We start from the raw sequence: 21,149 nt of genomic DNA, 5'->3' as shown, positions 1-21,149 counted from the left end.
TCTGGATCATCCTGGATAATCAACACCCTTGATAGGGGAGTTCAAGATAAAATGGCTTATGGTATTCGTGAAGAAAGCATACGAGGCAAGGAGAATACATAATGGTTGAAAAGACTACGGTACAACCTTTTTTAAAGTGGGCAGGAGGCAAGAGGCAGCTTCTCCCCGAAATAAGAAAATACATCCCAAAGCATTTTGCCCACTATTATGAACCGTTTGTGGGGGCAGGGGCGGTTTTATTCGATTTGAAGCCTCATAGTGCAACGATAAATGATGTAAACGCTGAACTAATCAATGTGTATAACATGATTCAAACAGATGTTGATGGCCTGATTTATGATTTGCAAAAACATCAAAATAAGCCCGAGTACTTTTATGAAATAAGGGCGCTAGATAGAACTGAAGCGTATCATGCTCTCCCACCGTTACAAAGAGCGTCCCGGTTAATTTACCTTAATAAAACGTGCTACAACGGCTTATTCAGGGTAAACAGAAAGGGACAATTCAACGTTCCCTTTGGAAAATATAAAAACCCTTCTATTGTGAATGAGGCTGTGCTGCGAGTTGTAAGCGACTATTTGAATAATAATCATGTAACCATCTTGAATGAAGATTTCGTGGAAGCTGTTCGAAGTGCGGGAGAAGGAGATTTAGTATATTTCGATCCCCCGTATGACCCGGTTTCAGAAACTTCTTCATTTACTAGCTATTCAAACGAGGGATTCACAAAGGATGATCAAATTCGATTACGGGACTTGTATTTGGAACTTCATAAAAGAGGATGCCATGTAGTATTAAGCAATAGCGATACTCCGTTTATAAATGAGATCTATCAGGAGCTACATGCATCATATCCTGAAATTCGCATCAAAAAAGTACAGGCTAGCCGAGCTATTAATTCCCAAGGAACGAAACGGGGGAGAATTAGCGAGGTGCTGGTAGTAAACTTCAATGAGGCGGATAGTAAGATTGCTGAATCGATGAAACAGGCTTTGTAAAATCATGTATATACTATGAAAATATCATTAGAGCAGCAGAAGCGCTGCTCTTTTTACGTTTTTGGCTTATTATTATCAGGCAAAATACAACGATATCGTATCGGTGACGAGAGAACGATTGACGTATTAACGCGTCCGTAAGGCGTAAGTTTATCTACAAATAATATCGCGTTCTTTTCTTCTATTGTACTTTTAATTGCAGCAGCTATAGCAAGTATCGGCCTTCCCGATGTACATAGGAGGGTACAACTTTAGTACTGTGGATACAAAACATATAAATTTTGCAACTTATCCGCTCTTTATCCGATATACTATTACAAATATAAATCGGAAAAAGTGGGGAACAACAATGAAGGAACTGGATCAGCTGGATAAGGAAATTATTATGATATTACAAGAAGATGCCCGCCACTCTTACACCTCTATCGCTCAAAGATTAGATGTTAGCGAAGGAACCGTCCGGATTAGAGTTAATAGGATGCTGGAAGAAGAGGTGTTTGAGTTTGTCATACATAGCAATCCGGAAAAGGTCGGATTGGAGGTATCAGCTATCATATCGATATGTACAGAACTTGGATATCAAGAGAGTGTGGCAAAAGAGCTTAATAAGCAACCTGAAGTAAGGTTTGTGGGAGCATTTTCTGGTTTATATGATTTGATTATTCAGGCATATTTTGCTTCTAATGATAAGCTTGTAGAATTTATCAATCAAAGGTTAGGAAATATTGAGGGGATTTCTTCCGTTAGTGTATCCATTGAATTGAAGCAGTATAAGGACTGTTTTAGCTATGCTAATTTTCAAAAAGAAGAAAGTAGGTTCGTTTCAAATGCGTAAAAAGATATAACGAGAAACAAAACAAAAGCACCCCCTACCGGCTGTCAACGGTAAAGGGCAAGTTTAGGAGGTTACAATCCTCTATACGAATGCTATAGCCAAAAAGTTACAAAAAATTCTTTTTGATTTCGAGACTGAAGCGAGCTTGTATTAGCTCTGTTTCATGTTCAATAGTTGAGGCAGCAGGCGATCAATGTAAGAGTGTTGATAATTAATCTGATGTTCAAGATAATATACCTGTCGCTATTCCGCATGTGTGAGACAATTAGGGTGTTTTTGCATAATTTTGTCGATTTTTTAAACCAAGCGGTCTTGGTTAATATGCTTTTTTGTGATATATTTTTTCTTGTATCCTAGGGTACATCGAAAAGGCAAACTCATCGAAAGCTGAGGACGCAAAGCCACGGGTCTAAGGGTTTTTATAACTATGACAGCCGGGCCGCCGAAAGGAGAATAGGATGAAGAGAAAAAAATATTCATTTGAGTTTAAGTGTGAAGTAGTTAAGCAAGCTCTGGAAGAGCAAAGTCTTGGCAGTGTAGCTAGACGTCATCAATTAAACAGTCTCATTATCTATCGCTGGATAAGCGAATATAAACAGGGAAAATACAATGTGGCTGTTAATAGCAAACAGAATACCTTGTAATAAGGATAAAGTGAAACTTCACACGGTGTTTTTTACCCTCCACTGTGTGTTAGTTGAACCTATCGGACCTTAATGGGCAGTTTACCTGCCCGTTAAGGCTGGATAAAAGGTCGGGCATATAGCCGGACTTTTTTTGTATTACAAAGAAATAGCCCTCCTCCGTTTATGAGGAAGAGGACTGCATAGGGGAGAACTCTAGGCTGTTTTCTTCTAACATATACTTTTCCCTGTTGAAGGTAAACAAAACAAAAAAGTGCCCCCTACCAATTAAGAATGGCAGGGGACGGGGTAAAGGGAGTGTACTATCTTCCATATACGGAACATGCAGATAAAGGTTGCAAAAAAAATACCCTTCCATGAAAGGGAAAGGCAAAGAAAGAGGCTATTAAGAAAAAGTTTACTTAAAACTAGACTACCCTTACTGTATCACTCCACTAAAGAAAAAAGGTTGCGAAATAGTAAAAATCTATTTTGATAAGCTACGCACCTTGATGTATTTATTCGGAAGAAAAATTCATGCTTGTATATTCGAAGATATTCGTTTCCTTACAGTTTGGACACACTACTTCGACTTCATATACTTTAACGTCATCACTGGATTTGAAAAATTTGGCGAAATGCAAATCCCGATCCTTTAAAATTTCTTTCTGCATCTTCTCACTTGCCCGATTCTTCAATGCTCCAGTCCAGTTGTATTTTTCGTTACAATACGTGCATCTCCGACTTCCATATATCTGCATGTGATAGCTCCCCTTACTTTTATCCCGGCCCTGGCGCCACAAAGCGGCCGTGTCTCTTCCTCGTGAGAAAGACGAGGGAACACGCCGACGCGTGCACCTTCTTTCTTCCACCTTATGGATAATCAACAGATGTGATATAAAAATATATTTCGTGGGCTGCTGCTATTTTATGTCCGTATATACTCAACTACTACTCCACGCTTGTTTGAGCTGTACGATTCCTGCCTGAATCTCTTCAGTGGATAGACCGCCGAAGCCAAGAAGTACGGTAGAAGGTACAACAAACTCCGGTTTTAGTGCATATGGAGAGGCCGGATACACGTTGATGCCCTTCTTCTTAGCTGTGCGAACAAGCCCTGATCCCATCATTGACCGCTGCTTCTGCTGCCAAACAGGTTACATCCTTATAGAAGAGTATGTGAACAGCGAAGAAAAATCGTTAGGTAGTTATAAGGCTTTCCAGTATTTTCATGTGTGAAGATCATATGATAATGATTATCGTTTTCTTTTGTGTGTGATACAATAAGTATAATAATTGGATTGTTATACAGAAGGACGGGATGAAGATGGCCCTTACACTGCGGATTTGCCATAAGTGTACGGATAATGTGAAGAAGCTGAGGAAAAAGCTGGGCAAACTAGAACCGACCGCAAAAATATGTGTGGGCTGTCAGTCGATGTGTAAGATTGGTAAGAGAAAGGAATTTGTGATCATCGGCAAGAATGAAATCGTGACGGCGAAGTCAACGAAAAAAGTTGTGAAAAAAGTTGAAAAAGCGTTAAGGAAATGCAACTGATAATCAGGAGCAGCAGCAAGTTCAGAAGCTATCCCCCAAACTGCGACGAACCAATCAGATAAGGAAGAGGCGGATGCATCGCGCGATCCGCCTTTTCTATATATTATTTCATGTATCGGCGGCGCAGGAAGAATGCTGCCAATCCGAGCATAAGAATAGCAAGAAGCAGGTACCACAAGATGAAGCCGCCATACGGTTGATAGTTTACAAAAAGTCCTTCTGTTCTGAAGTTAACCAACCAATTCTCCTTAGTAAAAACGCGAGCAATCGTGCTGGCAGGGTTAATCGTATCTAACGCCTCAAGGAACCCGATGAGCGGGTGATTGGAGAGATTCTCAGGCGGATTACCAAAGCCTGCTTTGCGTATCATATCGTTCTCCATTGAACGCAACAGAAAAAGTTCAGCTATATTCAATAGAGCGGTATAGGCAAAAACGAGCGAATACGTAATGACAGCCGCTACTCCGGTGCGCTTTGTCAGTGTCGATACGCAGATGCCAACGGCTCCGATGGAGAGCATCGTAACGAGATATACACCAAAGATTTCTATAATCTGCGTGAGGGCCACACCGCCAAATAGTACAATAGTGCCGTATATTGGAAGTGAAGCGAATACGAGCAACAGCATAAAGCTGAGCGTGGAAATCCACTTACCCAGAACGATTTGCAAGGACGATAAATTCGTTGTCAGTAAAATTGGCAACGTCTGCCGTTCCCGTTCGCCGCAGATGGCACCTGCTGTTAATCCTGGAGTAGCAAAAATAATCAATCCATACTGTAATAATGACATCATAACGAAGAGGTTATAGATGTTGGATGGCCAGTATGTATACTGGTTGGATAATTCCGTATATAGCATAAAGAAAAGGACAAACCCCAGCGTAAACAGATAGAAGGTAATAATCCAGGGCGTCTTATTTGAACGCATTCTGACACGGAATTCTTTATTCAGGACAGGGTTTGTGAGATGTTGACGAAAATTCATGAGCCGCCTCCTTTCGTTACTTCAAGAAATACGTCTTCCAGGTTTCCTTTCATTTCCCCGAATGAGACAAGCGGGTAGCCTTCCGCAAGCAGAGAGGCCAGCAGCGTTGCCTGTTCAGCATCCGATCCGCTGAAGCTTGCCATGATGTCTGCACCGTCCCGTACAGCATTTATGATGCCGGAAGTATCGTGCAAGCGGGAAAGCAGGGCTTCATGCTTATCCAGCAAACGGATTCGGAGCAAGCGATGCGTACGCATTTTTTCATATATTTCCTGTACCTTTCCTTCTGCGACTAGCTCGCCTCCTTCGATAATTCCAATCGTATCGCACATCTCCGCTAATTCAGGCAAAATATGTGAGCTAATAATAATCGTCTTGCCTGCGTCGCGCAATGTTTTAATAATTTCACGCATCTCGATCCGGGCCCGTGGATCAAGACCGGAAGCGGGTTCATCGAGAATGAGAACCTGCGGATTATGAACAAGTGCCCGTGCAAGCCCAAGCCGTTGCTTCATGCCGCGTGAAAGCTGATCTACATATTCGTTCGTTTTGCCTGTAAGCTGAACAAGCTCCAGCATTTGCAAAATGACGCGTTCCCGCTCCTGTGGTTGCAAACCGTAGCTCGCTCCGTGAAAATCCAAATATTCGTAAGCGGTCAGGTTATCGTATACGCCAAAAAAATCAGGCATATATCCAATCAGGCGGCGTACTTCCTTGGCCTGGGTTTTACAATCGTATCCTCCTACGCGTACCACTCCTGCAGTAGGCGACATTAATGTGGCCATGATGGACATCGTCGTTGTTTTTCCGGCCCCATTCGGTCCGACAAATCCGTACACCTGTCCTTTTGGGATGTTTAATGTAATACCACGCAGGGCGACAGTACGGCCGAATGTTTTATATAATTCTTTGATCTCAATCATTTGAGTCCTCCTGTTTCCCGATCTGTGCCAGCTTGGCTGTCACCAGTGTAACGTTGGAGACTTTATACGAGCGGTCAGCCACCTTGTTTTGTAGAGGATGCTGGTCCGTCCATCCGAGCAGGGTGACGGTTGTTGAATGGCTAGAATCGTACATCATCCGCATTAACCGTAGGCGAGTTTGCTTAAGCTTTTCTTCACCGTTTTGTGAAAGCATATGTGCAGCGAATTCCGTGTCGTCGTAGTAACGAGGTTCGCTTTTTGGCGCAGGCATAGGCAAGTCTACTTGAACAATAGCGCCTGGTGCAAGCGTCGGGATAGATTGAATGCTATCACCAAATACAATGCGAGCATCATGCAGCGAATAGGGAGTACTGTTGCGTACTGTGCCAATCAGGCGATCTTTCTTTTGGTTAAGAGTGGCCTCGAATGCTCCGTTATTAAACAGGTTTTGTTGTGCATACACCTTTCCAAGAGACCACTTATTAATATAAGGAAATATCGTTTCCGTATCTCCACCCGAATTCTTTGTCACTATAGGAAATTCTTTCGTCTCCAGCGCTCGTTTTTCTTCTGATGGAAATACATCGACGTTTTTAGGTAGCTGAATACGGTATTCCCCGGCATATGGAGCAAAAATCGCACTGCTGCTCATTATGCGGGTATTGCCGTTAGTTCCTACCTCGATTAAATTGACATTTTGCACACGTGTATTTGTACCGTGATGCCATGTCCCGTATCCGTATACAAGCGCCAGCATCGCGATGGAAGCAAGCGGGATGAATACCCAGTTCCATTCTCTTACGCCGAGCTTGCGCATAATAAAATAAGCGACTGGCCCAATAATAATGATGTAGATTACGAGTAACAAAATCAGCAGCGGCAAGCTTGGTAGAGAAGCTGCGAAAGAGTGAGTAGCGATTCGACCTAATTCGGATGCATTATCCATGAATGCTTCTTTTTGTACAGAAGCTTTTTGTGCTACCTGAGGCCAGACGGCTGCCGGTTGTGCCGGATCAACGGTGAGCAGCAAGCCACCTCTATCAGCCCAGGATTGTATGGCTTGCTTTTGCGTGTTCTGTAGGCTGTCGAATTTGCCTTGTTCGATCAGTATAACGTTTAATCCGCTATCCAGAAGAGTATCCTGCGTTAGATTATCAGAGGTTAGCTGGATCGGTTGTACAGGAGCATCCTTTTTTTCCTTCTCCATCGTTTGCAGAAGGATGGCAGCTATATTGTCACTTGCTAGAATTCCGGTCCATATTGCTTGGTTACTACGACCGATTGGCGTGATTTTTTGCTCATTTATTACTTTGCCGTCCTGTATCCAACGGACAGAGGCTTCCTTTGGAGAATCCGTAAAGGAACCTGGAACACGGAAAAAAACGGTTTTAGCTTCTCCTTTGGCAAGCGATGCTGTAGCGACATACAGCGTATTAGTCGTGGACATGGATGACGAAGGCATGGATAACTCAACCTTGCCTTTCACCGTGTTTTCCCCACGGTTCGTTATTGTAATATGTACGGGAACAACCTGGCCCCATTTGTATTCCCCATTAATGCCTACATTTGCTTTTAGCTCGACAGTTGCTTCCTCTGGAGCAGCTTGAACAGGGGAAAGATAGGCGACCCCTAGCCACCAGCACAGTAGCGCACCTAAAAGCAGGCCGATTATTTTGGTTTGTATTTGTGTTCTCATATGTTTCTCTCTATTCTCCTTTCTCCTGGCTATGCCTCGAATGTTCAAGCTGCACAAGCCTTGCATCTGCCTCTGCGGAATCTGTTCCGTAGTAATGGAGGGTTTCGCTTTTATCTACAATGCGGAAGTGACCGGTCAATATATGGGACTGTTTCATATACTGTTGTCCGATTTTCTCGTCTTTCCACCAGATGCGTCGGCCTGTACTCTGATAGCGGGCTTTTGCCTGTGCCTGTGCAATCCATTCCATCCCGGAAAGCTCGCCTGCCTGCGGATTTACTTCTGTAAATGCTAGCAATTCGACAATTTCAAGAGTGGAATCGCCAAACATAGCCTGCACAATCTCACTATTGCGAAACAGCACTCCGACAAGAGCAGCTGCGGTGAAGCCAAGCGTTTTCCGCTCCTTTTCTACCTGAACGAGCGTTTTTTTTGATAAGCCGATAGCATCGGCCATCTGTTCTTGCGTCAGGCGAGCCTCCGTACGGATCAGTCGCAACTTTTCGGAAACCATCCGCTCGAATATTTCTTTCGTAAACGTTGTACGAAGAGATTCATTCATGACATTCTCCTTTCATTTCGGATTTCTAAATAGCTCATATAGTGTAAATTTACACTTTTTAAGAAAAAAGTCAATAATTTTTCTGTATAATCATCGGAATTTATATGAAAAAAAATAAAATTTTACATTTAACTGTTGACTGAATATATGAAAAATATAGTATAATTGTATATGTAGCAAACCTCAAACCAATTGCAAACCTGACTGTTTATGTCTGTCCTCTTTCCCACCAGAAATGAGTTCACAGGCAAGAAGCCAGTCGTACCCTGTATACAGAAATGCTCTATCCGATGGAGCATTCTTTAAATTTGCAGGGTTCGTACTGGCTTTTTTAATGGTTAGGAAAGTATACATTGCCTTACTGTTGTAAGATGATATACTTTCCTTCCTTTTGTAAGCAAAGAAACACTTGCAAGGCGTTGCCAAGCGTTTCATTTCGCAGCAGAACTGTATAGGTACAACGAAGGCAATTGCCTGCGCAATAGCTTGGCACCAGCTAAGTTTTCCGATGTATGATTACGCAGAACAAAGGAGGGAGTGCATGCTTACTTCGCCGTCGAATCAGGAGGATGTAGCGGGACAACGGGAGCCGTACAGTCAAGGTGCGTTGGAAGGTATTAAGGTAATTGATTTGACCCGTGTATTGGCGGGGCCTTACTGCACAATGATTCTCGGAGATCTCGGAGCTGACATTATTAAGGTGGAAGCGCCTGGTGGAAGTGATGAGACGAGGGGATGGGGACCACCGGATATCGGAGGTGAAAGCGCTTACTATCTATGCGCTAACCGCAACAAGAGAGCGATGACACTTAACTTGAAAGATGAAAAGGCACGCGGCATTCTCCGGGAGTTGGTGAAAGACGCAGACGTAGTGATTAACAACTTTAAGACTGGAACAATGGAGAAGTGGGGATTGGAATACGCGGTGCTCTCCGAGATAAATCCGCGTCTGATTTACGCATCAATTAGCGGCTTCGGACAAACAGGTCCGTACAAAGACATTCCAGGTTATGATTACATTGTACAAGCGATGGGTGGAATGATGAGTATTACCGGCAGTGAAGAGACAGGCCCGATGAAAGTCGGCGTCGCCATCGCAGACGTGGCAACCGGATTGTATGCGGCTATCGGAATTCTAGCAGCGCTGCGTGAACGGGAGCAGTCAGGGCTGGGCCAGATGATAGACCTTTCTTTGTTCGATTCACAGATTTCATTGCTGGTGAATGTAGCGAGCAATTATCTTGTCTCAGGTAAAGTACCGAAACGATACGGCAACCAGCATCCTAATATTGTTCCGTATCAGACATTTATGGCGGCTGATATGGAGATGGTAGTCGCGGTAGGTAATGACCAGCAGTTTCGTAAACTATGCACGCTGTTAAATCGTGAGGAATGGAGCCAGAGTACACGCTTTTCTACCAATTCGATGCGGCTTGCTAACCGTGAGGAGATTTGTGATTTGCTGGCGGAAGAATTCAAGAAACGGTCGGCTGCAGAATGGCTGGCTGAATTGACGGACGCGGGGATTCCGAGCGCACCTATCTATGATATGGAGCAATTGTTTCGCGACCCACAGGTGGAAGCTCGTGGGATGAAAGTGGATGCCTGGCATCCGACTGCGGGTGAGGTACCGATGGTTGGCAGTCCGCTTAAGCTATCACGAACGCCTGTAACGATGCGGCGTCACCCGCCTCTTGCGGGCGAGCATACAAAAGAAATTCTGATGGAGCACGGATTTGCAGAAGAGCAGATTGATGAATGGTTGAACGATCATACTATTTAAATAAAGGAGCGAGTGACCATGATGAATTTCGGTTTGACGGAAGAGCAAGAAGCAGTAAGGAAAATGGTGCGCAGTTTTGTAGATAAAGAGATTATGCCTTATATTCAGGAGTGGGACGCAAACGGACACTTTGAGCGGAGCGTGATGACCCGGCTCGCGGATTTGGATTTGATGGGAGTATGCATTCCGGAGGAGTACGGCGGAAGCGGCATGGATTATAACACGTTGGCGATCGTTTGCGAAGAGCTGGAGCGAGGCGATACTGCATTCCGTACTGCCGTCTCCGTGCATACCGGCCTGAATAGCATGACACTTCTGCAATGGGGCAATGAAGAACAAAAGCAAAAGTATTTGATACCACAGGCAAAAGGTGAAAAAATTGGTGCGTTCGGTCTGACTGAACCGAATGCAGGCTCTGATGTGGCAGCGATGCAGACGACGGCGGTGCGTGATGGCGATGAGTATGTATTGAACGGGCAGAAAACATGGATATCGCTTTGCGATGTTGCTGACCATTTTCTTGTGTTCGCTTATACAGATAAGTCCAAAAAGCATAAAGGCATTAGCTGCTTTATCGTTGAACGTACCTTCGAAGGCTTTTCTTCAAAGGCGATTAAAGGAAAATTAGGTATTCGTGCGGGCAACACAGGAGAGATTTTCTTCGATAATATGCGGGTGCCAGCGGCTAATCTGGTTGGTGAAGAAGGCGAAGGTTTCAAAATTGCGATGGCTGCGCTCGATAACGGACGATTTACTGTAGCAGCAGGTGCATGCGGCCTGATTCAGGCGTGCCTGGAAGAAAGTCTGAAATATTGCCAGGAGCGTAGTACATTTGGCAAGGAAATCGGTAAGCACCAGCTCGTGCAGCAAATGATCGCCAAAATGGTAGATGGATTGGAAACATCTCGCTTACTGGTATACCGTGCAGGCTGGTTGAAAAATGAAGGAAAACGCAATACCCGTGAGACATCCCTTGCCAAGTGGCACGCATGCGATGCAGCATTCGATGCAGCGTGCGATGCGGTACAAATTCATGGGGCATATGGTTATTCTAATGAATACCCGGTAGAGCGCTTTATGCGCAATGCGAAAGCGCCGGTTATTTATGAAGGTACACGTGAAATCCATACGGTTATGCAAGCAGAATATGCGCTTGGTTATCGTCAGGATAAACAGTTGCGCCGCATGCTGCCAGCATGGCCGTTTACGGAAGAAACCGTGGAAGTGTAAGAGGAACTCAAGTATGAAGAAAGGGCTATCCATATGGATGGCCCTTTCATTTTTTTATGGCATAAGATACTCGGCGGCACTGGCGAGACGTTGTTTTTTTTCCATGCGCAGATGAAGCGCCTGTTCCATCGTCACCGCTGAGAAGTGTACGGTCGTTTGGGGCCGGCATTGACTTAATGTGTCGAGGTCAGCGCTGATAACGGCACCGATCGTGACAAATCCGCCACCTGCTGTTGCATCGCTTACAAGAATGATGAGCTCTTCTGGATTTGGTACGGTAATTACGCCTACAGGATAGGGAAGGTCTACGACGTTAGCGGAATAGTCGCCTGCCCTGGTTGTTTGGACAGTCTGCTCAAAAGACAAGGGTCCTCCGCTTAGTCGATAGGCGATTCGATCCGACTCCGTGCTAACTGTCCATTCGTTGTCAAGGAATACACGTACACCTTGATCGCTAATTCGATGAATAGCCAGTCCTAGTGTTGCATGCAGTTCTACGGTTTTAGAGAATGAGGGACGGAATGATTCCGGCAGGAACCTTCCTGCGTGTTTAAATGCACCTGGCAAAGGTTCATTAAGCGAAAGCTTGCCACCTATCTCCAGTTTATATCCGCATTCCGGCTTTTGATGAACGATATACGTAGACTGGCTACCTAGGAATTCCGGGCTATGAATGCCGCCTGATATGCATACGTACGTACAAATCCCTTGCTGGGCAAAACGGAATGAAAGCACGTCTCCGGCTTTGATTTCCAGACACTGCCACATAGGAACAGGTTCGTCGTTTATGAAGCAGGGTGTCGGCGCCCCGGTGATAGCGATAAGCGTACGCTTGGTAAACAACAAAGTTGGACCAAGCATGCGAATCTCTAATCCGGCGTAGTGGGCAGGATTACCCACCAGAAAATTGCCGATTTGAAATGAATATTTATCTGCCGCTCCGCCGGGAGGGACGCCCAAATGATAAAAGCCGTCCCTGCCCAAATCCTGTATAGTAGTATGAAGTCCTGGCTTTATCACATCCAGCATAGATTAGAATCCTTTCATCATGGAATCGATATACGCTTTTCCTTCCTGAGCATATTGTTCCGGAGAGAAGTCGAAATTTTTGGTGCGATAGCGGTAGATTCCGTTCTCGACTTGTGTAAAAATCGAGTAGTATTCAGTTTCTCCTATCGGACGGTGCACCCAAATATCACCAGGACGTGCCAAAAACATGGAATCCTTAAATTCAGCGAGCCTTTGCTCAGGATGATAGACAGGCACGGGAGTAATACCTATCAACTGATAGCTTCCTGAGCTTGCTACCGGATATACAACTGTGAAAGCGCCTCCCATTCCGATAGCCTGACGCGGAGTTTCGGTGCGTGGACTTTTGTATTTCGGTATATCGAAAACCCCGTCCGAGGGCAAGAGCAAGGGGAATTCCCAGGCAGTGCCAAGAATAAACCCCATCATTGTTAATAAATACGGCGTGCTTGCATGGTCGTCGATAAACGCTTGTTCATCCATAAATCCTCTGCTCTTCATAACAAGCTCAAAATCGGAGAAGTGGGGACTTTCATTCCGATTTTTGAAGCGTTGGGCATACTCGCGCGTCGTCGGATCATTATACCATGTAGGAATTTCGACGATCCGGGAAGTCAAATTAAGCGCCTCAGGACGACTCTTTGTAAGATCGATTTCCTTTAGGTAATCGAGTAAATCATATGGTGATACAATATCTGGGTTATATCGGATTAAATACGATGCGTTCGCAGGACAAATATCGATAATGCCTGGAATGGTACGGGCGTGCAGTTCACGGGTGACAGCAAGCGCTTTGAAGGAAGTGCTTACACTCATCTCGCGTGAGATTTCGGCATAAATATATTCATCACCTACAAAAGAAAACCTTGTTTCTGCCAATGCAAGCAATGTGCAGCACCTGCCTTTCTATCCGAATCTTCGTTTAATTTTACGGCTGATGGTTGATTCACTGATGCCCAGCACTTGCGCCGCCTCAGCGGCCGTTCGATATTTCTGTAATGCGAGCGATAGCAGATTTGTTTCTACCTGCTCCAGTGCATCTTTGAGCGGCATAAGTTCACGAACTGCCACCCGTCCTGAACTTTTTTCCGATACATCGCCATACAAGGCAGAAAGAGTATCCTGGCCCTCGATAAAATTATCGCGTGTAATAACGACAAGCCGTTCGATGACGTTTTGCAGTTCGCGTATGTTGCCGGGCCAATCATAATTTTCCAGAACCTCTACCGCTTCGCGTGAAAGTTGCTTGTCTTTGCTGTATCTTTTATTATAAACCTCAAGAAAATGAAGCGAGAGCGGAACGATGTCGACTTGCCGCTGCCGCAGTGCGGGAATCGTAATCGGGATAACATTCAATCGGTAATACAAATCCTCGCGAAACGTTTTTTGGTGAACCATATGCCGCAAATCCTTGTTGGTAGCGGCGACAATTCGAACGTCGATCGGAATGGTGTGCGTACCACCTATGCGACGTATTTCTCTTTCTTGCAGAACACGCAGTAATTTGACCTGAAGGTTGGCGGGCAATTCTCCGACTTCGTCAAGGAAAATGGTTCCGGTGTGCGCCATCTCGAACAAACCGGGTTTTCCTTTTCGATCTGCTCCTGTAAATGCTCCCGATTCATACCCGAAGAACTCACTTTCCATAAGAGTTTCGGGGATAGCACCGCAGTTAACACGCACGAAAGGCTTATTATGGCGCGGACTGTGGGCATGGATGGTCTGCGCGAATACTTCCTTGCCGACACCGGACTCTCCGTATAGTAGTACGGTTGAATCTACTTCGGCAATACGTTTAGCTTGTTCGACGATATCTTCCATGCTTTTTGAACGATAAATAAGCGGCTTGTCTATCTTATCTTCATCCTTGCTGTCGAGCTGTGTTTCGAGCTGATAATCGCTTAACTCTGTAATATCGCGTAGAACAATGACGATTTTCTCGATTTTTTTGGCTTGAAAGACAGGAACAGCGACTGCCCATAGCTTGCGTCCGCGCTTTGTTTCTTGTACATGCATGATTTTTTGTTTCTGCTCGCGACATCTGTCTACGATGTCGGCTGGAAAAATACCTTCCCGCTCCAAGCTGTAGACAGAGGAGCCAAGGATATCCTCTGGGTTGGGTGTCTGCCAGATATCGGATGAGAATGCTCCGGAAAGCCGGATAATGGTCCCTGTTTTATCGACGACGACCAATTGCTCGTTGGAGGAAGCATACAGCACTTGCAAATCTTCATTTAGATTTCTGACAAATTCAAGTTCTTGCACCGATTCCTCCAATTGTCTTCTCGGATAAAACAGATGGACGATACCGGAAACTTGCTCGTTTTCATAAAGAGGGGAGAAGTTCCCGATAATGGGCTTGGAATTAAAAGAGCTTGCCACGCTGACGAGCTGCTTGCCTTTTAGTACACTGTCCAGGTTTTCCTGGGTGAATAACAGTGTTTTATAATTGCGGTACAGAAGAACATTGCGCGACACACCAAAAATTTCTTCTGCTTTTTCATTAAGAAACATGATTTGAAATTGGTCATCTGTCGTTACGATACCGATGCCTGCACTGGCGAAAATCTTCTGCATTTGAGTGAGCTGCGACGTCTTAATCGCATGACGAGCTGCTTCCATCGTGCTGTATCCGCTAAATTTACCAGTGTGGTTTTTACCGAGAACAATAGACACATTATGATAGAATTCAACTGGTGCAGATTCTTCTACGACAAGCACATCGGTCTTATAACGCATCGGCTGTTCCGGGGAATGAATAAGCTGGTTTAATAATGAGTGCGAATCAACATATCCTAGAATCTCACCTTTATCTTCGACGAGCAGGATATCTCCCCCGGATTGTTGAATAAAATGGGCGGCCTCTCGAATTGTCATATCTGTAGTGACGGATATGGGAATAGGATAGAGAAGGTTATGCCATGTAATCATACACCGCCCTCCTACATAATGAAGTGAGAAGATGTAATAAACCTTCTATAATAATATAATAATTAGAATTATGAAAAATAAAAAGGGCCGAATCGTTTTTCGGCCCTTTTCGTATGCAGGAAATTATGACCAGTACGCGAGCGTACGTTTATGAAGCGTTGTCCGGTATTGTTCCGTAGAAACAGGAAGAGCTTTACCAGTTGCATAATCGATGATGACACCATGACGGCGAATGACATCAAGCGCATCGATTTCACCGCTGTTGTATCTGGCTTCTACTGATTCAATATCTTCTTCCAGCCAGCCCCTGCGATGGGTGCGAATATATTCGCGTTCCTGTTGTGTAGCTTCTTTATCGATTTCGAATAAGTCGATTTCCCGATCGATCTCCTTGATGATGACACCATAATCTTTTTGCGCTCGTTCGATGGATACATATCCATCAATAACGTCTTCAAGTACGAGGCGAGGATCGCGCTCCAGCGGGTCACCTAATCCACCGCCGCCTGCAGAAGGGCGGTCAAAAGATGTGCCCGGCTTCAATGGTACATTGGAGAATATGGTTCCCAGGAAGCGTTCGTCTTCCGTATCCGGGTGCAGCTTTGCTCCATGGGGCAGAGAAGGAAGCCCCCCCTGAATTCCCCACGTTACGGAGCGGGAGCGGTCGCAGCAGTAGGACATTACCGTATTCTCGCATTCTGTGAGAATACCGCCTTTGCGTACACCGGCACCGCCGCGGAATTTACCTGGTCCAGCCGAATCGGTAACAATCTCATGATGCGTCGTGATGACTGGTGAAAGACGCTCTTGTCCCTCACATGGTTGAATGCTAAGTCCTACACCAAACACAGGGGAGAGGGCGTTGGCCCCGTCTTTGTGGGCTCGACCGCCGTGACCACCTGCCATCCAGTCATACCACATGAAATAATTGTCGTAACCTGGTCGGCGGTCCCATCCACCGATTAGTAGGTATTCGAGGTTGAAGGAGCAGGCAAGCGCCCGTTCCGGCATAATCTCCGACCATAATTCGAAGATAGCATTCATAATTTTTTCGTAGGCACCCGAGCAGAATCCCGTCACCGCTACCGGCCATGGGGCATTGACGACCGAATTTTCGGGCAGTTCAACGTGTACGAATCGATAGAAGCCCGAATTAAGCGGGATGTCCGGGAAAAATGTTTTTGTTCCGGATATAACGGCTGAGAAGGAAGCGCCGAAACCGGAATTTAAAAAGCAACTAATATAAGGATGCGAGCCGTTCAAGTCGTAATATATTTCATCATCCTGAATCGTCATACGAACGTTAATCGGAATGAGCTGATCACCGATTTCCGGGTCCATGTCAATATAATCAGTCGTCTCCCATGTGCCGTTCGGCAGTTCGGCAATGCGTGAGCGTCCAAGCCGTTCTACATAATTTTGCACTTCTTCAAAGGCAGTAAGAACCGTTTTCAGTCCGTATTTTTCAATCAGACGAACAAGCTGGGCTTCACCTACTTTTGTTGCTTCAGATTGTGCACGCAAATCCCCAAGCCGTTCTTCTGGAACACGCATGTTGGATACCATTAGATTGGCTACATCAGATAGATACCGTCCCTGACTCCACAGCCGGACGGGAGGGATGCGCATTCCTTCGCCGTAATGATCTTTTGACTGTACGTTAAACGATCCGGGAACAGTGCCGCCTACGTCAGCCCAGTGTCCATTCGATTGCATGAATGCAATGAGTTGATCGTTATAAAATACCGGACGAATAATACGTACATCACAGAAGTGTGTACCGCCTCGATATGGATCGTTAACAAGGAATACATCGCCCGGATGGATATCATCACCGAAATCTTCGAGAACCGCTTTTGCTGTTAAGTGAAGCGTGCCTACGTGTACGGAAATATCCTGCGTTCCTTGCATAATGGTGTTCCCCTGCGCATCGCATATAGCGGAACTGAAGTCACGGCTGTAAATAACGAACGAGTAGCATGTACGGAGAATTTGCTCCGACATTTGATCCACAAGATTGACAAAAGCGTTCTTTAATACTTCGAACGTGACAGGATCCAGACGGGTAGCGATGGATTGAGATTGAGTATGCTGGCTCATTATTTCTCCTCCTTATCTTTGTAGGTGAGAATCAGGTTTTTATAAGCATCTACTTCAGCTATGAATCCCGGAGGTACAACGACCGTAGAGTCGAGCTGTTCGACGATTGCCGGACCCGTGAATAGGGAGCCGACAGGCAGAAGTGAACGATTATACACGGTTGATTCGGTAAATCCGCCACTCTCTTCAAAATAAACGTTGCGTGTGCCTTTTATTGCATCTTCCAGACGGCCTTCCGGCTCTGAGGTAGGCAGATCAGGCTTCGGTACAACGCCGGTAGCAGTAACACGCATGCCGTAAATCTCAACGCCTTGTTCCGGATTCGAGAAGGCGAATTCACGCTCATGCTCCTTATGGAATTGCTCCAGCGCTTCTTCGAGTGACTGGATCGGGCGTGAAATCGGAATGGACAAGGAACGCCATTGTCCCATATAGCGCATGTCAATATAGCGTGTTAGTTCAATATGATCATCAGCTACGCCTTCTTCTGCGAGTAGTTCGGCGGCTTCTACTTCCATATTGATGTACTCTTTTTCCAGTTCGTCTAATGATGCCTCTTTCACATTTACAAGATAAGTTTTAGAGATGTCGTGGCGTACATCGACCAGCAGGCATCCCATGGCAGAAGTGATACCCGGATGTGGAGGTACGATGACAGTAGGGATCTCCATTTCTTTAGCCAAATGTGCACCGTGCAGGGCGCCTGCGCCTCCGAATACAACAAGAGCAAAATCACGTGGATCGTATCCTCGACGAACGGAGATAAGCCGGAGCGCGTCGCACATGTTTGCATTAGCTACCTTAATAATTGCATTGGCCGCTTCTTCTTCTGTATAGCCGAAAGGTTCAGCGATATGACGGACGACTTCGTGGGCTTTTTCGATGTTGAGTGTCATTTGACCGTCGAGCAGCTCTGTACCGAGGCGGCCAAGCACAAGGTTGGCATCGCTATTCGTGGGCTCTGTTCCTCCTCGTTCGTAGCAGGCCGGACCCGGGGTAGCACCCGCGCTCTGCGGACCGTTGCGCAGGGAACCGCCTTCATCGATCCAGGCGAGGCTTCCACCGCCTGCGCCGATGGTCAGAATTTCAATGCTAGGGAATCCAATTGGGTATCCGTATTCAATGTACCAATCTTTCGTAACACGAAGCTCTCCGTTGTACATAAGAGAGATGTCTGTGCTTGTACCTCCCATGTCCAGTCCAATCGCATTCTGGAACCCGCATAGTTTTGCGATATGAGCGCTGGCAATAGCGCCTGCTGCGATACCGGAGCTGGCCAGACGTGCCGCATAACGTGGGACTGTCTCGGAAGTCATGACTCCGCCGCCGGAGTGCAATACGAGTACATCGCCATTATAACCGTCCGCATGTAAAGAGGCTGACAGCTCTTGAATGTATTTGCTTACGATAGGTCCAAGGACGGCATTGGCAATCGTTGTACTGAATCTTTCATGTTCGAAAATTTCCGGTAATGTATCGCTGGATGTGCAAACATATACATCCGGCATTTCCTCCTGAATAATTTCTTTCATTCGCTGTTCATTCTGGCCGTTGACATACGCATTCATGAAGCAGATAGCTACGGACTCTACGCCACGTCGTTTAAGAATGCGGACAAGGTCACGGGCTTCTTCTTCATCAAGGGGAGTCAGTAGTTTTCCGTTATAATCAACCCGCTCCAGAACTTCAAAGCGATCACGCCGACGAATATAAGGGGGTGCTACGTCTTCATATGCATCCCACAGTTCCAGCTTCGTGCCGCGCCGAATTTCAGGTACGTCCCGGAATCCTTTTGACGCGATGAAAGCGGTCTTTGGAAGGCGTCTTGTGATAAGTGCATTCGTTCCAACCGTTGTTCCGTGAGAGAAAAGAGTAATATCCTGTAATGGAACGGCGGAATTTTTTACGCCCTCCAGAATGCCACGGGCAGGATTATCAGGTGTGGAAGAAACCTTGGTAACCGTGATTTCTCCTTGTTCTTCATCAAATACGAATACATCGGTGAATGTTCCGCCTACGTCTACAGCTACACGGTATTTTCCCATGCTGCCATCCCTCCTGTTATTATGGATTTTGTTATTCAAACACGATGTGCTCGCTTTTTAATAAAGCAAGGCTTGTGCCAATATCAGAAAATGCTAAAAAGTTTAAAAATGCTGCCTAAAATAGATTTTTAAGAAGAAAAACTTGCAAATATACAAGTTAACTTGCAAAAGTGAAAGAAAACGTGAAATAACATTCCTTTGAAAAAATAAAAGAGCCATACAGTATAATCTGCATGGCTCCCTAATCTAAGCAGTAATTTCTGTTGAGCTTTCTTCTTTTTTACACACAGCATGGCATTCGGATTCGGCGGCACAGCATTGCGAGCAGATATCCTTCTGGCTGAACGGACAGTGAAGCATATCCTCGTTGATGAATTCGCCTCCGCAATTCCCGCAAGAATGGACATTTTCGTTGTACATATTAACATGTCCTGACGCGTCGATGTTGTGCTGTCGTCGGAAGGTAAGGTATGTTTTTCCTTTCGTAGTGATTGCGATAACAATGCTGATAATGCTTGCGAGTAGTCCAGCAATAAGTGCTGCCAGACCGGCTAGCATCGGACCGAATGTACCGGATGCGAGCATTGTGCCGACAATGCTTGCAATAATGATAGAGATGACACCGACCGGATTCCACTCCGGCAAAAATCCCCGACGATGTTCGATGTGAAGTTGACCAAGCTTGAGCCACTTTTTAATGATAATCAGATCAGTGACGAGAATTGATGCCCAGGCGAATAAAAATACACCCTGAAAGGTCAATAAAGGTCCGATATAATCAAGTGCGCCGGCGAGCATGCATACGATGGCGATCACCGCTGTAGCTACAACCCAGAAGACGCGACCCGGTGTAAAGTGAAATATGCGGGCGAAGAAGTTAGCCAATGACATAGACCCGCTGTATAAATTCGTAACATTAATGCGAAGCTGTGTCAGAATAGCGAATAGTGCTCCCCATGCCCCCATTGCCGTGACGAAATACACACCTGGATTATCAGTCATATACCGCACGCCAAACCAGATACCAAGAAGGCCGGAAAGGAAAAAACAAATAAGTTGAGGAATAAAGCCGACGGCGAATACACCGATTTTGAATTGTTCCGGTTTGATGAAACGCGCGTAGTCGGAAATTAGAAGCGCCATGATTCCTACAAGACCGTTAATAATACCAATACATGTAACAAGACCGATGCCGCCCACTTCTTGCCCTTGTGGAAGGAAGGTCATCCATTGGTAGGCATTGTCGAAATTACGAGTGGCGGTAAGATAAATCCCGGTACCGAGAAGAACAAGATAGACGGGTAATGAGTATTTCTGGAATGTATCCAACTGTTTGACACCGTACCAGTTGAGCGGCACAACGGCAAGACCAAAGAATACCATGAGTGCCCATACTGGAACGACTTTAACGTATTCATACACAGCCAGTGCCATGATGGAGCCTTCGATGGCGGAATACATGATGAAATTAATCGCATATATGAAAGAAGTAATGGAAGCGCCGATGAAACCAAAGCCTGCTCCGCGTGACATCAAGTTAACGTTCAGTCCGTTCTTGGCTGCAAAGTAGGCGATTGTAATGCCTAGAAATCCGGCGACGACAGTAGCGTAGATTTCTGCGATAAGTGCGTTGAGACTACCGAATTGAATAGCCATCAGACTGCCCATTTGCATAAAGACCATGGCAGTGGCAACGCCAATTGCCACGTTGGTGATGCTTGGCCATGACATGCGCCAATGTTTTGGTACGCGCTGTAGTGCATAGTCCTCCTTTTGTTCACTTTTTTGATCTTGCTTGACTTTAATCATTTCTGCCATGTGTATCACTCCTTTTCCCAGATTGCCTTTTTT

Annotated in this window: 18 protein-coding genes and 1 riboswitch; of the genes, 6 read left to right on the top strand and 12 right to left on the bottom strand. The window is 45.6% G+C overall.

All coding sequences use genetic code 11. The annotated features are described in order from the left end of the window. Positions 1 to 101: 101 nt before the first annotated feature. The 3 genes from HMPREF0083_RS08440 (at position 102) to HMPREF0083_RS08430 (ending at position 2,477) form a co-directional block, all read left to right on the top strand. Entirely contained in the window at positions 102 to 998 is an 897-nt protein-coding gene (locus tag HMPREF0083_RS08440; RefSeq protein ID WP_021620800.1) for a DNA adenine methylase, read from the top strand. Positions 999 to 1,347: 349 nt separating this feature from the next. Continuing rightward, positions 1,348 to 1,833: an Lrp/AsnC family transcriptional regulator gene (locus HMPREF0083_RS08435; RefSeq protein ID WP_040302095.1), complete on the top strand. Its 486-nt coding sequence runs from the start codon at positions 1,348 to 1,350 to the stop codon at positions 1,831 to 1,833. Positions 1,834 to 2,193: 360 nt separating this feature from the next. Continuing rightward, a riboswitch (cyclic di-GMP riboswitch) is annotated at positions 2,194 to 2,280 on the top strand. 11 nt (positions 2,281 to 2,291) lie between these two features. Then, positions 2,292 to 2,477 carry a transposase gene (locus tag HMPREF0083_RS08430; RefSeq protein ID WP_021620797.1) on the top strand — a complete coding sequence of 62 codons (186 nt, stop codon included), beginning with the start codon at positions 2,292 to 2,294 and terminating at the stop codon, positions 2,475 to 2,477. Positions 2,478 to 2,974: 497 nt separating this feature from the next. Here the strand turns inward: HMPREF0083_RS08430 and HMPREF0083_RS08425 are convergent, their stop codons facing one another. Then, positions 2,975 to 3,217: a hypothetical protein gene (locus HMPREF0083_RS08425; protein WP_021620795.1), complete on the bottom strand. Its 243-nt coding sequence runs from the start codon at positions 3,215 to 3,217 to the stop codon at positions 2,975 to 2,977. 183 nt (positions 3,218 to 3,400) lie between these two features. Then, a complete protein-coding gene (locus HMPREF0083_RS08420) occupies positions 3,401 to 3,586 on the bottom strand; it encodes a hypothetical protein (protein WP_021620794.1) in 186 nt (61 codons plus the stop codon). Positions 3,587 to 3,777: 191 nt separating this feature from the next. On the opposite strand from HMPREF0083_RS08420, the gene HMPREF0083_RS08415 reads away from it, so the two are divergent. Then, a complete protein-coding gene (locus HMPREF0083_RS08415) occupies positions 3,778 to 4,014 on the top strand; it encodes a hypothetical protein (protein ID WP_021620792.1) in 237 nt (78 codons plus the stop codon). A gap of 103 nt (positions 4,015 to 4,117) precedes the next feature. On the opposite strand, the gene HMPREF0083_RS08410 is transcribed toward HMPREF0083_RS08415, so the two are convergent. The 4 genes from HMPREF0083_RS08410 to HMPREF0083_RS26290 are packed head-to-tail and all read right to left on the bottom strand — an operon-like array spanning position 4,118 to position 8,180. After that, a complete protein-coding gene (locus HMPREF0083_RS08410; protein WP_021620791.1) occupies positions 4,118 to 4,999 on the bottom strand; it encodes an ABC transporter permease in 882 nt (293 codons plus the stop codon). Beyond that, on the bottom strand, positions 4,996 to 5,922 hold the full coding sequence (locus tag HMPREF0083_RS08405; RefSeq protein ID WP_021620790.1) for an ABC transporter ATP-binding protein: 927 nt from the start codon (positions 5,920 to 5,922) through the stop codon (positions 4,996 to 4,998). The genes HMPREF0083_RS08410 and HMPREF0083_RS08405 overlap by 4 nt, the downstream gene beginning before the upstream one ends. Further along, on the bottom strand, positions 5,915 to 7,618 hold the full coding sequence (locus HMPREF0083_RS08400) for a COG1361 family protein (RefSeq protein ID WP_021620789.1): 1,704 nt from the start codon (positions 7,616 to 7,618) through the stop codon (positions 5,915 to 5,917). Before HMPREF0083_RS08400 ends, HMPREF0083_RS08405 begins: the two co-directional genes overlap by 8 nt. A 10-nt stretch (positions 7,619 to 7,628) precedes the next feature. Continuing rightward, the gene (locus HMPREF0083_RS26290; protein ID WP_021620788.1) at positions 7,629 to 8,180 is read right to left on the bottom strand and encodes a helix-turn-helix transcriptional regulator; all 552 of its coding nucleotides are present in this window, start codon (positions 8,178 to 8,180) and stop codon (positions 7,629 to 7,631) included. A gap of 541 nt (positions 8,181 to 8,721) precedes the next feature. Here HMPREF0083_RS26290 and HMPREF0083_RS08390 point away from each other — a divergent pair. Then, a complete protein-coding gene (locus HMPREF0083_RS08390) occupies positions 8,722 to 9,963 on the top strand; it encodes a CaiB/BaiF CoA transferase family protein (protein WP_051354586.1) in 1,242 nt (413 codons plus the stop codon). 21 nt (positions 9,964 to 9,984) lie between these two features. Then, positions 9,985 to 11,193: an acyl-CoA dehydrogenase family protein gene (locus HMPREF0083_RS08385; RefSeq protein ID WP_040302083.1), complete on the top strand. Its 1,209-nt coding sequence runs from the start codon at positions 9,985 to 9,987 to the stop codon at positions 11,191 to 11,193. Between the two features lie 54 nt (positions 11,194 to 11,247). Here the strand turns inward: HMPREF0083_RS08385 and HMPREF0083_RS08380 are convergent, their stop codons facing one another. The 6 genes from HMPREF0083_RS08380 to HMPREF0083_RS08355 all read right to left on the bottom strand — a co-directional run bounded on the left by HMPREF0083_RS08380 (position 11,248) and on the right by HMPREF0083_RS08355 (position 21,116). Then, the gene (locus HMPREF0083_RS08380; RefSeq protein ID WP_021620784.1) at positions 11,248 to 12,222 is read right to left on the bottom strand and encodes a 5-oxoprolinase subunit C family protein; all 975 of its coding nucleotides are present in this window, start codon (positions 12,220 to 12,222) and stop codon (positions 11,248 to 11,250) included. Between the two features lie 3 nt (positions 12,223 to 12,225). Further along, the gene (locus HMPREF0083_RS08375; RefSeq protein WP_021620783.1) at positions 12,226 to 13,110 is read right to left on the bottom strand and encodes a 5-oxoprolinase subunit B family protein; all 885 of its coding nucleotides are present in this window, start codon (positions 13,108 to 13,110) and stop codon (positions 12,226 to 12,228) included. Positions 13,111 to 13,128: 18 nt separating this feature from the next. Beyond that, complete coding sequence (locus HMPREF0083_RS08370; protein WP_021620782.1) at positions 13,129 to 15,153, bottom strand: sigma 54-interacting transcriptional regulator; 2,025 nt, start codon at positions 15,151 to 15,153, stop codon at positions 13,129 to 13,131. A gap of 123 nt (positions 15,154 to 15,276) precedes the next feature. Beyond that, positions 15,277 to 17,253: a hydantoinase B/oxoprolinase family protein gene (locus tag HMPREF0083_RS08365; RefSeq protein ID WP_021620781.1), complete on the bottom strand. Its 1,977-nt coding sequence runs from the start codon at positions 17,251 to 17,253 to the stop codon at positions 15,277 to 15,279. Continuing rightward, positions 17,253 to 19,298, bottom strand: coding sequence for a hydantoinase/oxoprolinase family protein (locus HMPREF0083_RS08360; protein ID WP_021620780.1), 2,046 nt, complete (start codon positions 19,296 to 19,298; stop codon positions 17,253 to 17,255). The genes HMPREF0083_RS08365 and HMPREF0083_RS08360 overlap by 1 nt, the downstream gene beginning before the upstream one ends. Before the next feature lie 246 nt (positions 19,299 to 19,544). After that, on the bottom strand, positions 19,545 to 21,116 hold the full coding sequence (locus tag HMPREF0083_RS08355) for a purine-cytosine permease family protein (protein ID WP_021620779.1): 1,572 nt from the start codon (positions 21,114 to 21,116) through the stop codon (positions 19,545 to 19,547). Between the last annotated feature and the right edge of the window lie 33 nt (positions 21,117 to 21,149).

This window comes from Aneurinibacillus aneurinilyticus ATCC 12856, assembly GCF_000466385.1.
GTDB classification, from domain to species: domain Bacteria; phylum Bacillota; class Bacilli; order Aneurinibacillales; family Aneurinibacillaceae; genus Aneurinibacillus; species Aneurinibacillus aneurinilyticus.
Note: the sequence above shows the minus strand (reverse complement) of the source record. Positions and strands in the feature narration are given on the sequence as shown.

Excerpts from the sequence above, each read along its gene's own strand:
- HMPREF0083_RS08370 (WP_021620782.1), bottom strand. The coding sequence starts at position 15,153 with ATGATTACATGGCATAACCTTCTCTATCCTATTCCCATATCCGTCACT.
- HMPREF0083_RS08415 (WP_021620792.1), top strand. The coding sequence starts at position 3,778 with ATGAAGATGGCCCTTACACTGCGGATTTGCCATAAGTGTACGGATAAT.
- HMPREF0083_RS08435 (WP_040302095.1), top strand. The coding sequence starts at position 1,348 with ATGAAGGAACTGGATCAGCTGGATAAGGAAATTATTATGATATTACAA.
- HMPREF0083_RS08410 (WP_021620791.1), bottom strand. The coding sequence starts at position 4,999 with ATGAATTTTCGTCAACATCTCACAAACCCTGTCCTGAATAAAGAATTC.
- HMPREF0083_RS08420 (WP_021620794.1), bottom strand. The coding sequence starts at position 3,586 with ATGATGGGATCAGGGCTTGTTCGCACAGCTAAGAAGAAGGGCATCAAC.
- HMPREF0083_RS08400 (WP_021620789.1), bottom strand. The coding sequence starts at position 7,618 with ATGAGAACACAAATACAAACCAAAATAATCGGCCTGCTTTTAGGTGCG.
- HMPREF0083_RS08405 (WP_021620790.1), bottom strand. The coding sequence starts at position 5,922 with ATGATTGAGATCAAAGAATTATATAAAACATTCGGCCGTACTGTCGCC.
- HMPREF0083_RS08425 (WP_021620795.1), bottom strand. The coding sequence starts at position 3,217 with ATGCAGATATATGGAAGTCGGAGATGCACGTATTGTAACGAAAAATAC.
- HMPREF0083_RS08355 (WP_021620779.1), bottom strand. The coding sequence starts at position 21,116 with ATGGCAGAAATGATTAAAGTCAAGCAAGATCAAAAAAGTGAACAAAAG.
- HMPREF0083_RS08440 (WP_021620800.1), top strand. The coding sequence starts at position 102 with ATGGTTGAAAAGACTACGGTACAACCTTTTTTAAAGTGGGCAGGAGGC.
- HMPREF0083_RS08390 (WP_051354586.1), top strand. The coding sequence starts at position 8,722 with ATGCTTACTTCGCCGTCGAATCAGGAGGATGTAGCGGGACAACGGGAG.
- HMPREF0083_RS08430 (WP_021620797.1), top strand. The coding sequence starts at position 2,292 with ATGAAGAGAAAAAAATATTCATTTGAGTTTAAGTGTGAAGTAGTTAAG.
- HMPREF0083_RS26290 (WP_021620788.1), bottom strand. The coding sequence starts at position 8,180 with ATGAATGAATCTCTTCGTACAACGTTTACGAAAGAAATATTCGAGCGG.
- HMPREF0083_RS08360 (WP_021620780.1), bottom strand. The coding sequence starts at position 19,298 with ATGGGAAAATACCGTGTAGCTGTAGACGTAGGCGGAACATTCACCGAT.
- HMPREF0083_RS08380 (WP_021620784.1), bottom strand. The coding sequence starts at position 12,222 with ATGCTGGATGTGATAAAGCCAGGACTTCATACTACTATACAGGATTTG.
- HMPREF0083_RS08365 (WP_021620781.1), bottom strand. The coding sequence starts at position 17,253 with ATGAGCCAGCATACTCAATCTCAATCCATCGCTACCCGTCTGGATCCT.
- HMPREF0083_RS08385 (WP_040302083.1), top strand. The coding sequence starts at position 9,985 with ATGAATTTCGGTTTGACGGAAGAGCAAGAAGCAGTAAGGAAAATGGTG.